Here is a 12,585-nt window from a genome sequence, read left to right as displayed (position 1 = left end):
TCCTTGTCTTTCCGAATGAGGCTCAGCCACCGCCGACGGCCACGACGATCTCGATACGATCACCGTCAGCCAGCGCCGTTTCGGCGTGACGACCGCGCGCTACGATGTCGCCGTTGCGTTCGACGGCGATCCGCTTGCCGGCGTGGTTCAGCGCGGCGACCAGTTCAGCAACCGTAAGCGGCGAGGGAAATTGGCGGCTTTCGCCATTGATCACGAGTTCCATAGAGCCGCAATCTTATCACGCCGCAAGCCTGTCACCCGGCCAACACCCCTTGCCCAGCACTCAACTCGAGTCCCTCGCTGCAGCTGCCATCGTCGTATGCAAGTGCGACGGGAGGATACGATTGACCAGATACAGCGGGCGTCCCTTGACCTCGTTGAAGATCCGTCCAATGTACTCGCCAAGAACGCCGACCGCGATCAGCTGCACACCGCCAAGGAAGAGCACCGCCACCAGCAGCGAGGGGTAACCGCGAACCGGGTCACCGTACATCAAGGTCTTCCAGATCACGAAGGCAGCGTACAACAAGGACAGGAAAGCAACCGAAATGCCCAGGTAGCTGGCAATTTTCAACGGCGCGATGGTGAAGGAGGTAATCCCCTCGAGAGCGAGGTTCCAAAGCTTCCAGTAATTCCATTTGGTGACCCCGGCCAGACGCGGGCTACGACGATAAATGAGCGGCCGCGAGGGAAAGCCGACCCAGGCGAACAGCCCCTTCATGAAGCGATGTTCCTCACGCAGCCGCGAAAGTTCGCGCACCACCCGCCGGGTCATCAAACGAAAATCACCGGTGTCGCGGGGAATCTCGACACGACTGACGCTACCAATAAGACGATAGAAGAGCTGCGCGGTAGTTTTCTTCAGCCAGCTTTCTCCCTCACGGTCGCTACGCACGCCGTAGATGACGTCGTAGCCCTCGCGCCAACCCTCGAGCATTTCCGGAATCAGTTCCGGGGGGTCCTGCAGGTCGGCATCGAGAACGACCACCACCTCGCCACTGCAATGATCGAGGCCGGCACTGAGCGCGATCTCCTTGCCGAAGTTCCGCGACAGGTCGACCACCATCACCTGCGGGTCGTCTGCCTGCAAGGCGTGCATCAGCGCCAGCGTCTGGTCACTGCTTCCGTCGTTGACCAGCACCAGCTCGTAGGGAGCACCAATGGCACGCAGGTTCTCGCTGACGCGCCGATGAAACTCAACGATTACTTCCTGCTCGTTATAGGCAGGCGCAACAATCGAAATGCTGGGCAGGGCATCATCCGCGCGCGGGCTGAGTCTGCTTCGTTGCGCAAGCGTGGCTGGCGAATCCGCGCTCGCCGCGGGTCCTCTGGTCATCGGTGGCACCTGCGTATGTTCAATCGAAAAGAAATACCTCGCTTTCGCTCGGCACTGACTTCCAGGAGCAGCGGCCCCGGATGCGCTAGCCAGCGCGCGCTCTGAACGTCCAGAAGCGGTTGGCGAGGAAGTTCCAGACCAGAACCAGACTGGTAACGATGACTTGCACCAGCAGATAGTGAATGTCGAGTCGGGACAACAGGATAGCCATGAGCAGGCCATTCAGCAACCAGCCCGCGGTGGCCACGAGCATGAATTTTGGGAGCGCATCGTGGTGTTTTTTTCGGCTGCGGAAGGTGAGCCGGTAGTTGAGCCCGTAATTGACCAGGGCGCCAGTCACGGCACCCACGCTCGACGCGGGCAGCGGGCCGAAGTCAAGCTGTGAAACGAGGACGAAAAGAACGAGGAAATGAGCAGCCGTGCCAAGCAGACCAATCAGGGCGAAGGAGAGAAACTGCTGCAGTAGCCGCGGCGACAACGAGGCCTCAGCTGGGGAGCGGCGCAAAGAGCGCGGCGATGTCCTCGCTGCCAAACTTGGCGCGCACGCTGCTGTCTGCGGCAAGAATGCTCGCCGCAAGAGCAGCCTTGCGTTCCTGCAGGGCAAGGATCTTCTCCTCGATGCTGCCGGCGATAATCAACTTGTAGACGAAAACCGGCTTGTCCTGGCCGAGACGATGGGCGCGATCAGTGGCCTGATTCTCCACCGCCGGGTTCCACCAGGGATCGTAGTGGATAACGGTATCGGCAGCGGTCAAATTGAGTCCGACCCCCCCGGTCTTCAGGCTGATCAGGAAAACCGGCACGTCGCCGGCCTGAAAACGGCTGATCTGCGCTTCGCGATCCTTGGTATCGCCGGTGAGCAGAACGTAGTCAATGCCGGCCAGCTGGAGTTCTTGTTCGATCAGCGCCAGCATGCTGGTGAACTGCGAGAAGAGCAGAATCCGCCGGCCCTCTTCGACCTGCTCGGGGAGCATGGTCATCAACAGATCGAGCTTGGCGCGCTCCTTGACTTTCTGCGCGGCCTTGGCCTTGACCAGGCGTGGATCGCAACAGACCTGGCGCAACTTCAGCAGCGCGTCGAGAATGACGATCTGGCTGCGGTTGAAACCCTTGCTGGCGATTTCCACACGCACTTTCTCGTCCATCGCCACGCGTACTGTTTCGTACAGGTCGCGCTGGCTGCCAGCGAGTTCGACCCTGCGCACGATGATCGTTTTCGGCGGCAGCTCGCGCGCCACCTCCTCTTTCTTGCGGCGCAGGATGAAGGGCCGCAGGCGGCGCGAGAGCAGGTCACGCCGCTCCTCGTCGCCCTGCTTTTCGATCGGCGTGCGCCAATACTTGGTGAAGTTCTGGTTGCTGCCGAGAAAACCCGGCAGCAGGAAATCGAACTGACTCCAGAGCTCGCCGAGGTGGTTTTCCAGGGGCGTACCGGTCAGGCACAGGCGATGCCGAGTGATAATCTTGCGCACCACCTCGGCTCCCTGACTGCGCGCGTTCTTGACAGTTTGCGCCTCGTCGAGAATCAGCAGATGGTAGCGGTGTTTGGTCAGTTGCCCGGCGTCACGCCAGAGCAGCGGGTAGGTGGTCAGCACGACGTCGTGTTGAGCGATCTGGGCAAAGTGGCTCTTGCGTTCGGGACCATGCAGCGAGAGGATCGACAGGCCGGGCGCAAAACGCGCCGCTTCGTTTTTCCAGTTGAAGATCAAGGAGGTCGGCAGGACGATCAAGGCCGGGCGATCGAGCCGCCCAGCCTCCTTTTCGAGCAACAGGTGCGCCAGTGTCTGCGCGGTTTTGCCGAGACCCATGTCGTCGGCAAGAATTCCGGAAAGGTTCTGGACGCGCAGAAATTGCAGCCAGGCGACCCCTTCGGTCTGGTAGTGGCGCAATTCGAGACCCAGGCCAGCGGGCGGATCGATATGCGCAATGCCCTGCGCTGCGCTCAGCTGATCGGCCAGCGCCAGGACATCGCGCTGCCCCCGGAACTCCCAGCGACTGCTATCGTTGAGCTCCGCCAGACGCGGGGCATCGAAACGCGACAGGCGCAGGGATGTGCCGCCGGAAAAACCGTCGAAAAGATCGATCAGCGTCGCCGCCAGCGGTTTCAAGCGCCAGGCCGGTGCCCGCACGCGCTGCCCGGTCGGCGTCACCAGCTCAATCATCTCGGCATCGGCAATTTCCGCCAGCTGCGTGGCCTCCAGCCAACGCCCGTCACGGCGAAAGAGTGCGGCGAGCAGCGGCGCCAGCGGCAGGCGTTCGCCCTCAACGAAGATGCCCATGTCCAGGTCGAACCAGCCATTTTCCGACTCGATGAGGTCTGCATCCCAGGCCTCGACTTCGAGTTGGCGATGGCGAAAATCGTCGGCGAACTCGATCTGCCAGCCGGCACGGCGCAGACGCGGCAGCTCGTCGTGCATGAAAGATGACCACAGGCTCTCAACGGCCAGTCCATAGGCATTGTCCGGCGGCCTGCCGAAGGTCTGCAGCACGTAGCCCGGAATCTTCTCGAGACCGCAGGCGGTCGACTCGTCCATCCACCGCTCTTCGCGCGCGCGCTGACGCTCGATGCGAACCATCTCGCCGCTCGCCAGAATCGAGAAATCGCGCGTATCGTCAGGTTTCACCTCGACATCGGCGTAACGGAAAACCGGCAAGGCGACGTCGAAAGTGCCACCGCTGAACGTCGCAGCGTAGTCTCGCCAACTGCGGTTGCCGTGGGTGTTCAGAGTCTGCAGGCGGAGCACCGGAAGCGGTTCGGCAACGATGCTGCGCAGATTGACACTGGCCGTCTCGGCGGCAGTGGGCAATTCACGCGCCGGTTCGCTCAAGGCCTCGCCAACCAGCGCGGCGGCCATGGCCGACAGGGGTGGCAAGGAGAACAGGCGCGCCACGACGGCCGGATTGCCATCCACCTGCAACGGCCCGATCAGTCTCCGCTCGAGGTCGATGTACCACGGTGTCGGCAAGGGAATGACCAGGCATTCCTCCGGCTCGGGAGTGAGCAGCGGCACCCGGCGCCCCTGCTCATTGACCAGCCAACTGACCACGGCCGGACGCACCACCGCCAGGGTAAGGCTGGAAAAGTCATCCTTGCGGCACAAACGGCCAGTCTCGGCCATCAGTTGCAGCACCTCACTGCCGTGCGCGGGTCCAAGGCCAAAAGCGCGCAGGCCGGTATCGAAAGAGCGCTCGGCCCACAGGAGGCGCAGAATCACACGATCTTCGTCACTGACGAAACGCGGCGGCTTGCTCAGCGCACGATCCAGGCTCCACAGTTCCTCGGCGCTTTCCGGATCGCGACCTTTGTTGACCGTAACCCCGAAACCACGTGCGTCGGTGGTCCACTGCAAGAGATAGAAGAGGCGCTGGCGATTGGCTGCTGGACTGCGGTCCTTCTTGCTGACCGCCATCGTCACCTGGCGCAACTCCTCGGTCCAGGAAAAAACGCTGCGCTGGGCTTGCTCTGCCGGCACCGGCGCGTCGCCGGGCTTATACACGTGCAAGGCCATGCCGGCAGGAAGCACTGCTGCGCGGTCGAAAAATGCATCGACGCTGCAAACGGATCGGAAGAGCTTTCAAATCTGGACTCGCAACACAAGAGTCATCGGCTGTCCGCGGTTTCAAAACGCCAAACAGCGCGTTTCTGGTGCGAACGAGAACCAGCTAGGGTAGCACAACCGAGGCTCGAGTTGCGGCAAGAATGCGCTGCAGAAGGGATTCGCCGCTGCGGGCCAGAGAGCGCCCGCGCTTGCCGCGGCGCCCCGCGAACAGCCCGGGCACAGCAGCCGAAGTACACGTGCAAGCGACCTGGCGATCTTGCGAATTGCCAATCAGTCGCGGAAATTGCCGTATTTGATCGGAAAATCGGTGATCGCCTTGGTCACCATCGCGATACAGGCCTGCAGTTCGTCGCGTTTGGCAGCGCTGACGCGTACCGCATCGCCCTGAATCGATGCCTGCACCTTGAGTTTTGAATCCTTGATCAGCTTGACGATCTTCTTCGCCAAATCGGACTCGATGCCGATCTTGATCTTCAGCTCCTGCTTGACCTTGTTGCCCGAGATCTGTTGTACCGCCTGGGCGTCCAGTCGCTTGGTGCTCTCCTTTTCTTTCTTTTCCATGGCTGGAAAGAGCAGATCCTTGATCTGGTCGAGCTGAAAATCGGAATCGCCGTGCAGCGTGATCAGCTTGTCTTTCTCGTTCAGCTCGACTTTGGCACTGGTCGCCTTGAAGTCGTAACGATTGTCGATAGCCCGCTTGGTGACGTCTATCGCGTTGTGCAAAGCCGCCATATCGGCTTCCGAAGAAAAATCAAATGAAGGCATGTAAAGTCCTGTCGAGAGAGGTTTTGACAATCGAGCCCGTCACCCGGGTGATTCGGTCAGCACGCCACACGTCGCACCGTGAGCGGCCAAGCGTCGGCGAAGAGGCTGATGGCATTTTCGTCCTGACCTTGCCGGCGAGCAAGGCAGGGCCGAGGCTCAAGCCAGACCGATAGTAGCAAAAAGAGGCCAGCGCTTGCGAAAGCAGGCCAGCGCGCTCAGGAATGCCCGATCATTTGCCGGCTAGGCGGCCTTGACGACCTGGGGAGCTGGGTTTTCGCGACCCTCAAGAACAAGCGCGCGGATCTGCGACCCCGCTCAAACGTCAAACGGCATCATCGGATGGCCGCGGCACACGGCCTCCATGAAGATGATGCCCTGATTCGGCTCGCCGAGCTCGCCAGCCAGGAAGATCTGCGCGAAAATGTCGTCGGACTGCGGCGCCTCGACCAGCACCATCACCACATCGCGCTCGGTCCAGAGAAGCGAACCGGGCTGCCGGCGACCCGTGCCACGCGCATGGTGATGACTGACCGACAACACGCCCGGCTCGTTCTCCACCAGCTTGGTCAGCTTCATGCCTTGGCCGCTGACGACAATCGCCGTGATCAGCTTCTTCTCGACTCCGTAGCCGATGTGCGCCAGGACACTCATCCTGCCGCGCGCTCCGTGTGTACGCCAAAGCGGGCCGCCACATCGTGTGGCACATAGGTGGACATCTTGTCGAGTCGGGTCATCCACAGGATGCCCATGCCCGGTGTGTCCATCTTTGCCGAGACGAAGATACGTTCGAACATGGTGTCCGCCTGCTCCGACGGCACCACGATATAGATGATCTCCTTTTCGGTATTCACCGTCAGCCCGAGGATGCCGAGATGCTTCTGGCGAACGCCGCTACCGTGCGCATGAAAAACGGTCGCCCCCTGCGCCCCGGCTTCAACGGCGACCTGGACCACCTGGTCGGCAACACCCCGCTGGACGACGACGGTGATCAACATCACATCCGTGAGGACAATCAGCTCATTTGTTTTCTTGCTCATGCTTTCTTGCTCCTTCTCTTGCGTCCGCGAGTCTTCATGTCGATCCACAGGCCAGTCCCCAGAACCGAAATGATCGGGCCGACCGAACACATGGCGAGAATGCCAAAGCCTTCGGCGGCCCCGACCACTTCGCCGAGGCCGATGCCGAGTGCCAGCAGCAAGGGCACGGTCACCGGACCGGTGGTGACGCCGGCGCTGTCCCAGGCGAGGTTGACGATCTCTTCGCGCGAAACGACGGTCAATGCCAGGGCAATCGAATAACCGCCGAGCAGCAGCATCCACACCGGCAGGTGGAAGAGGATGCGGGCAACGCCCAGCGCGGCTCCCACGCCAACCCCGGCAGCAACGGCATGAATCAGCATGCGTTTGCGGAATGCCCCGTCGGTGAGGTTCTCGACCGTCATGCCCATGGCGTTTAGCGCCGGCTCGGCCACGGTTGCGCCGAAGCCGATGGCGAAAGCAAAAGCGAGGGTCAAGCCAATGCCCAACGCGAAAGGATAAAGCGGCGGCGCGCCGGTTTCCCGATTTTCAGAGAACGCCCAGGGAACATTGTTGCCGGCCTGTTCGCCGAGCGCCACCAGCCCCTCGGTCAAACCAAGATTGAACAGCAACATGCCCGCCACGGCCATCGAAATGCCATAGATAAAGATGTCGCGCTGACGAATCTTCTGGCCCAGCAAGCGCGTCTGGACAAGCACCAGCAGCAGAACCAGCGGCACGATGGCGCGCAGCGCGCCGATAATCTCGGCGAAAGGGGTCTCCTTGTACCAGCCACCAAGTGCCGGTGGCTGAATGGGCAGCATCGCCCCCGGACCCTGACTGGTCAGATAGATCGCCGTAGTGAGCACGGCAAGAATCGGGAAAATCGACGCCAGAGTGACGATCCCGAAACCCGACAACGGGTTATCGCTACGCCCCGTCGAGGCCGCCACACCGACCCCGACCGCCAGCACCAGGGGCACGGTAACCGGGCCGGTAGTCACCGCGCCGCAGTCCCAGGCAAGACCGATGATCGACGCCAGTTCGGGCTGCTGGGCGCACCAGGCGGTCAGCCCGAGAGTCAGCGGCATGATCAGCAAGATCATCGTCTTGAGCTTCCAACCGAACATCGTGCGCAGCATCCCGATGCTCACCGCCAGGCCGACCCCGCCGGCAATGGCCAGAACCAGCCAGTGGGAGTAGGGACCGAGCAGCTGGCGCAGCCACGGTGAACGCTCGGGAGAAATGGAACTGGCCGCAGCCTGTAGCGCCCCGATGGCCGGTTCGGCAAAAGTCGCCGCAACACCCAGCAGCAGGCTGAAAGAGAGCAGAACAGCCGGGTTCGTCTTGCCCGGCATCTGGAAGCCGACGTTCTCGGCGAGGGGCATCAAGCCGATCTTGACCCCTTCCATGAAGAACATCAGACCGATGATCACCGCCAGGATGCCGAGCGCTACGGAGTCGGCGTCGAGCAAGGAAGTGCGCAGCGCGAGGGCCTGAAAACCGATCAGCATCAGAGCCAGCGGCACGACTGCACGCAGTTGCTCGCTGAAGCGCACCGAAACGTAGGGCGTCAGCAAACGGTGCAGATCGATGGCCCGCAGCGGGGGACGTTTGGGCCGTAAGCGCTCGGCGTCGAGAAGCGCAGCGAAGCTGATCTGTCGCTTGTGACGCTGCACGGCGCCAAGATAGACGCCGTAGCGTAACTTGCGTTCTGCCAATGTTCTTCCTCCCACGCCAATCTACCATAGAAGAAGGGATCACGTTCCCGGCCAGGCGTTCCTCACCAAGGTCCTGGGGCGAAAGTCCCAACGGTCATGACAAGTCGAGACGGCCCTGCTGCTGCCGGTCATGACTGTTCCCCGCCATTTGCAGTGCAATAGCACGCTCATCCCTGCCCTCAGGCAAGGCGCCCGGCCGCGACTGTCGCTCAAAGCGCGTCCTTGACAACGTCCGCCTTGCTCGAGCACTGATAGCTCGTCGTACAACTGCTAAGCGAACAGACGCTCTCCGTCTTGACAGCCAGCTGCTTGCGCTGAGCGCACAGACTTTCGGCGCGGGCCCGAACGTCCGCGATGGCCTTTTCCGAGTTCGGGTGATCGAAGAGCAGAAAGTTGGTATCGTCACCATAGCTCAAGAGCCGGCTATCCGAGCAACTCGAGAGCAGGAGGACCAGCAGCAGCGCGCGGCTGGGCCTCGACTTGCTAACGGTCATGACAATCGAAACACCCCAGATCATGAAAGTCATGACCGTTTTTCCTCTTCCCCGACCCTTCTCCCGCGAGGGAGAAGGGAGGTTTGTGAGTCGCTTGCGCGACTTTCACATTAAGCAGGCACAGGAAATTCAAAGCAGACTCCAAGAATAAGACTGGCCATGATGGCGACAATCGAAACACTATACACAATCGCCAAGTTCATGCCGAGCGCCTCGCCTGGCTCACCCCCATAGAGGCGAGCCAGCCACCGCTCACCGCCGACGCCCGACCGCGGCCGGTTTCGCAGCCCATGCTTCAGGGCTGGCCAAACGCCGCCGCTGCCAGCAGCTTGAGTTCACGGCCAGACGAAATACAATGGGTGGCGCAACAAGCCACGCTCACCCACGCCTTGACGGCTTCACTCACCCGATCCCAGGCATGCGGGGAGGCAGATTCGCCAGTTGCCTAATCGCAAGAAGACTTTATGGCAGATCAGAAGAAATGGGTCAGCGGCAGCTTGCCGAAGCGGGGTAGCGCAAGAACTGCCAAGCCGGCGGCGTATGGGGCGGCAGTCACCGAGCGTCTGCTGCGCACGCAACAGCGACGGACTGTCGGGCGTCCTCTGGCGACCGCGATTGACCGCGAAGCCGACGCCGGTAGAGGCCTGCGGCCGGCACTCCTGTCGATTCCCGGACTGATCGCCATGGCCATCGGCGTGCTGGGAGGTCTCCTTGCCACCGTGCAGGCAAGCCTGCCGCTTGCCGGACTGGCGATCGTCTCCTTTGCTGGCGGCCTAGGGCTGGTGATGCGTGCCAGAGCGGCACGCCGCGGACGTTCCGGAAAAGCGGCGGACATCAGCAAAGACGCCGCCAAGCTGGATACCTTTCTCGCCCAGGTAGCCCCCAGACTTCCGCATGATGCAGCGCGATCCCTTGCGGGCCTGAAAGAAACGCTGGCGAGAGCGGTCGATGTGCTGGCGAACGAGCAAAAAGCCCTGGTCGTACCCGTCGAAGAGCAGTTTTTTGTCAGAGAGGTCATCGCCCGCTACCTCCCCGATATGTGCCGGCACTATCTGTCCGTGCGCGATGCCAGCAAGGGCCTGAGCGTCAGGCCGGGCGAAAAAAACGCCCGAGGAATCGCTACAGAATCAGCTGGATGTCCTGCATGGCCGCTTGCGAAAGGTGCTCGAGCTTGCCGCGGCAGACGAAGTTCGCAAACTGGCTAACCACGAGACCTTCATCAACAGCAAGCGCTAGTCGCATCCCACTGTTTCAGGAAGCGTCGCCAGGCCGGCACCCGTCTGGCGATGAGACGGCGTCTATCGTTCCACCGCAGGCGCTTGATCGTCGGCAAACAACAAGGCCTTCTCCGTGCTCGACGATTCGAGAATATCGGCTTCCTGCTTGTCACGAACCAACTTGGCAAGGGTGAAGGCGGCGCTGACCAGAAACAGCCAGCTGACAACCATGTAGCTCTTTTCCCAGGTGCCAATTTTCATCCGAAAGAGGCCCCAGGCAGTGAGCACGACGGCGACGAGGAAGCCGATCCACACGGTCATGATCCAGGGGGTGGTATCGACACGCTCGTCGCGATTGTCGCGGATCATCTTGGCCAGCGTAAATGCTGAAAAGAGACAAAAGAACAGGCCGATGGCCAGAAAAGCGCGATCGAGCTCTTCGCTGGGCATGCTCCATACGCCGATCGCACAGGCCAAAGCGGCAATCGAGAAGGATAGCCAGACCTGCAAATTCCAGGCCGAGGTGTCACGCCGAATCAGGTAGTGCTGCGTCATTTGTGTTTCCCCTTAGGCGGTTGCCGGAAAAGAACGTATCAGATTGCGCCGGATTTTCGGTCGGCTTCAAGGCGCGACAACGGGCGCATAGTCGAACTATGTAACTGTTGTCGCAACACAGAAGGCGGGCGAAAAGACAAGCAAGGTGGTATGTTATTTGACAGAAATCGCCTTATCAAGACCACCGACGAGTGCAAGGGCGACGAAATCTTCTACAGCCTGACCGGCCCTTCCAGGCCAGGGCTACCCAGCGCGCGGATTTGCTCCTGGCGTGACTTGTCCAGGTAAGTCTGCGCTTTGGCCAACTGGTCGCGCATGACAGCATTGTTCTGACCCATCACCTCGAGCGCTCGACTGCGGAAGTTGTCCATCGTATCCATCGCCTTGAACGTCAGGGCGAACATTTCCTTGAGTTTCTCGATCCCCAGCAGCGGGCTGCCACCGAACGCCGCGCTACGTTCGACATGGTTATTCAATTGTTTGCCGGTTTCGACAATCATGTTCTCGATGGTGCTGTTCACGCCGGAAAGCATGTCCATGACCTTGACCTGATTGCCCGTAGCGCGCGCCACCGTCTGCGCCACGGCCAGTGCCGACAGGCCCGTGGTGGCAACCCGCTCGCAACCGTTGATCAACTCGCGGCAAGTCTTCTTGAGCACATCCATGGCCAGATAGCCGTTCACACAAACGGCCATCTGGGTGAGCATGTCCTGCAGATTCTGCCGCGCAGAGTAGAGAACTTCCTGCTCCAGCGCCTTGGCGCGCTCCGGATCGCTGCTTCTGGCCGCGGCAACTTTCTCTGCCAAGCGGCCGTCAAGCTGTTCGGCAAAACGTATCGAAGCCTTCAGATGCTGCATGGCTTCCCATAAGCTGACCCGCGTAGCATCGATGTCGATACCGTCGCGCTGCAGGTCGTCCCGGGCCGCGTAGATCTGGCGCATGGCGGTCTGCAGCTGCTGACTGGCACTCTGGAATCTGCGGAAATAGGCTTTCAGCTTGTCGCCGTAGGGAATCATTCCGAGCAGCTTGTTCTGCGAAAGCAAATCGCCTTCCTTGCCGGGGTCAAGCTCGTCAAGATGCCGGCGCATTTCGCTGATCGCCTTGAATGCGGTCGAATCCTCCATACCGACCATGTTGCGCGCCATGAAGCGTCCGCTCATCAAATGTGCGGTCGCGGCGATTTCTTCTCTGCCCAGGCGGAACGCCGAGTCGACCTTTGCCCGGAACGCGTCGCTGTGCACATCTTCGCTGAGCAAGGCACTGATGAAACGCTCGACCTGAGCATCGACCGCGTCCGCGAGTTCCGCCGGCAAGGACGTTGCCTGCGAGGCGCGTTGTTCATCGACCAGCTTGATCGGTTCCGGCGGCGTCAGAACGAATCCCGGCTCGTCCGTTTTAGAGGTTTCGGACCCACTCGTCGAAGCAACCATCTGCCGGTCTCCACAAAGGGAAAATCGTGAACCATCGGGCACCGCCAAAACCGGAAGCAGGTCCCTGACAGGGGGACCTGGCCGATGCAATCCGCTTGGCATGATATCAGTTTTCCTTCGAAGCCACCCCCAAGCGCAACTCGAAACCCACAGCCACGGCGAATTCGTTCCCCCACTGCCGTCACGCCGAAACATGCCCTGGCAATATCCGTGGTCGCCCTGCAGGCGAAGCGTCGGTTAGGGGGAAGTGCGGATGGCGACTCAGGGAAGATGCCCATCCCGTCGCAATTCCGATAACGCCACACGGCTTCGACGGTCTGATAAGCCTCCTGCTGTCGTCGATTCTCGTTTAATGTGAAAGTCGCGCCAGCGACTCACGAAACTCCCTTCTCCCTTGCGGGAGAAGGGGCAGGGGGAAGAGGGAAACGGTCATGACTTTCATGATTTGGGGTGGTCTCCACGTTGTCATGACCGTTAATGTGAAAGTCGCGCAA

Annotated in this window: 12 protein-coding genes; 1 reads left to right on the top strand and 11 read right to left on the bottom strand. The window is 60.9% G+C overall.

The window, feature by feature from the left end:
* Positions 1–22: 22 nt before the first annotated feature.
* The 9 genes from thiS to E4Q23_RS08940 all read right to left on the bottom strand — a co-directional run bounded on the left by thiS (position 23) and on the right by E4Q23_RS08940 (position 8,922).
* Positions 23–223, bottom strand: coding sequence for a sulfur carrier protein ThiS (thiS, locus tag E4Q23_RS08980; RefSeq protein WP_169066328.1), 201 nt, complete (start codon positions 221–223; stop codon positions 23–25).
* A gap of 60 nt (positions 224–283) precedes the next feature.
* On the bottom strand, positions 284–1,336 hold the full coding sequence (locus tag E4Q23_RS08975) for a glycosyltransferase family 2 protein (protein ID WP_169066327.1): 1,053 nt from the start codon (positions 1,334–1,336) through the stop codon (positions 284–286).
* 85 nt (positions 1,337–1,421) lie between these two features.
* Positions 1,422–1,814 (bottom strand): GtrA family protein, encoded by a 393-nt coding sequence (locus tag E4Q23_RS08970; protein WP_169066326.1) that lies wholly within the window; start codon positions 1,812–1,814, stop codon positions 1,422–1,424.
* A 7-nt stretch (positions 1,815–1,821) separates the two neighbouring features.
* Entirely contained in the window at positions 1,822–4,830 is a 3,009-nt protein-coding gene (locus E4Q23_RS24820; protein ID WP_336511644.1) for a DEAD/DEAH box helicase, read from the bottom strand.
* Positions 4,831–5,163: 333 nt separating this feature from the next.
* Complete coding sequence (locus E4Q23_RS08960) at positions 5,164–5,658, bottom strand: YajQ family cyclic di-GMP-binding protein (RefSeq protein ID WP_169066324.1); 495 nt, start codon at positions 5,656–5,658, stop codon at positions 5,164–5,166.
* Between the two features lie 315 nt (positions 5,659–5,973).
* On the bottom strand, positions 5,974–6,309 hold the full coding sequence (locus E4Q23_RS08955) for a hypothetical protein (RefSeq protein ID WP_169066323.1): 336 nt from the start codon (positions 6,307–6,309) through the stop codon (positions 5,974–5,976).
* Complete coding sequence (locus E4Q23_RS08950) at positions 6,306–6,695, bottom strand: P-II family nitrogen regulator (RefSeq protein WP_169066322.1); 390 nt, start codon at positions 6,693–6,695, stop codon at positions 6,306–6,308. The genes E4Q23_RS08955 and E4Q23_RS08950 overlap by 4 nt, the downstream gene beginning before the upstream one ends.
* Complete coding sequence (locus tag E4Q23_RS08945) at positions 6,692–8,395, bottom strand: DUF1538 domain-containing protein (protein WP_169066321.1); 1,704 nt, start codon at positions 8,393–8,395, stop codon at positions 6,692–6,694. Before E4Q23_RS08945 ends, E4Q23_RS08950 begins: the two co-directional genes overlap by 4 nt.
* Before the next feature lie 209 nt (positions 8,396–8,604).
* Complete coding sequence (locus E4Q23_RS08940) at positions 8,605–8,922, bottom strand: hypothetical protein (RefSeq protein ID WP_169066320.1); 318 nt, start codon at positions 8,920–8,922, stop codon at positions 8,605–8,607.
* 431 nt (positions 8,923–9,353) lie between these two features.
* Between E4Q23_RS08940 and E4Q23_RS08935 the strand changes: the two genes are divergently transcribed.
* Positions 9,354–10,094 carry a hypothetical protein gene (locus E4Q23_RS08935; protein WP_169066319.1) on the top strand — a complete coding sequence of 247 codons (741 nt, stop codon included), beginning with the start codon at positions 9,354–9,356 and terminating at the stop codon, positions 10,092–10,094.
* Between the two features lie 93 nt (positions 10,095–10,187).
* On the opposite strand, the gene E4Q23_RS08930 is transcribed toward E4Q23_RS08935, so the two are convergent.
* A complete protein-coding gene (locus tag E4Q23_RS08930; protein ID WP_169066318.1) occupies positions 10,188–10,661 on the bottom strand; it encodes a YiaA/YiaB family inner membrane protein in 474 nt (157 codons plus the stop codon).
* A gap of 212 nt (positions 10,662–10,873) precedes the next feature.
* Complete coding sequence (locus E4Q23_RS08925) at positions 10,874–12,091, bottom strand: toxic anion resistance protein (protein WP_169066317.1); 1,218 nt, start codon at positions 12,089–12,091, stop codon at positions 10,874–10,876.
* Positions 12,092–12,585 lie beyond the last annotated feature (494 nt).

Origin of the sequence: Candidatus Accumulibacter phosphatis (genome assembly GCF_012939955.1) — a bacterium.
GTDB lineage: Bacteria > Pseudomonadota > Gammaproteobacteria > Burkholderiales > Rhodocyclaceae > Accumulibacter > Accumulibacter delftensis.
Note: the sequence above shows the minus strand (reverse complement) of the source record. Positions and strands in the feature narration are given on the sequence as shown.

Excerpts from the sequence above, each read along its gene's own strand:
- E4Q23_RS08950 (WP_169066322.1), bottom strand. The coding sequence starts at position 6,695 with ATGAGCAAGAAAACAAATGAGCTGATTGTCCTCACGGATGTGATGTTG.
- E4Q23_RS08975 (WP_169066327.1), bottom strand. The coding sequence starts at position 1,336 with ATGACCAGAGGACCCGCGGCGAGCGCGGATTCGCCAGCCACGCTTGCG.
- E4Q23_RS08955 (WP_169066323.1), bottom strand. The coding sequence starts at position 6,309 with ATGAGTGTCCTGGCGCACATCGGCTACGGAGTCGAGAAGAAGCTGATC.
- thiS (WP_169066328.1), bottom strand. The coding sequence starts at position 223 with ATGGAACTCGTGATCAATGGCGAAAGCCGCCAATTTCCCTCGCCGCTT.
- E4Q23_RS08930 (WP_169066318.1), bottom strand. The coding sequence starts at position 10,661 with ATGACGCAGCACTACCTGATTCGGCGTGACACCTCGGCCTGGAATTTG.
- E4Q23_RS08960 (WP_169066324.1), bottom strand. The coding sequence starts at position 5,658 with ATGCCTTCATTTGATTTTTCTTCGGAAGCCGATATGGCGGCTTTGCAC.
- E4Q23_RS08925 (WP_169066317.1), bottom strand. The coding sequence starts at position 12,091 with ATGGTTGCTTCGACGAGTGGGTCCGAAACCTCTAAAACGGACGAGCCG.
- E4Q23_RS08940 (WP_169066320.1), bottom strand. The coding sequence starts at position 8,922 with ATGACTTTCATGATCTGGGGTGTTTCGATTGTCATGACCGTTAGCAAG.
- E4Q23_RS08935 (WP_169066319.1), top strand. The coding sequence starts at position 9,354 with ATGGCAGATCAGAAGAAATGGGTCAGCGGCAGCTTGCCGAAGCGGGGT.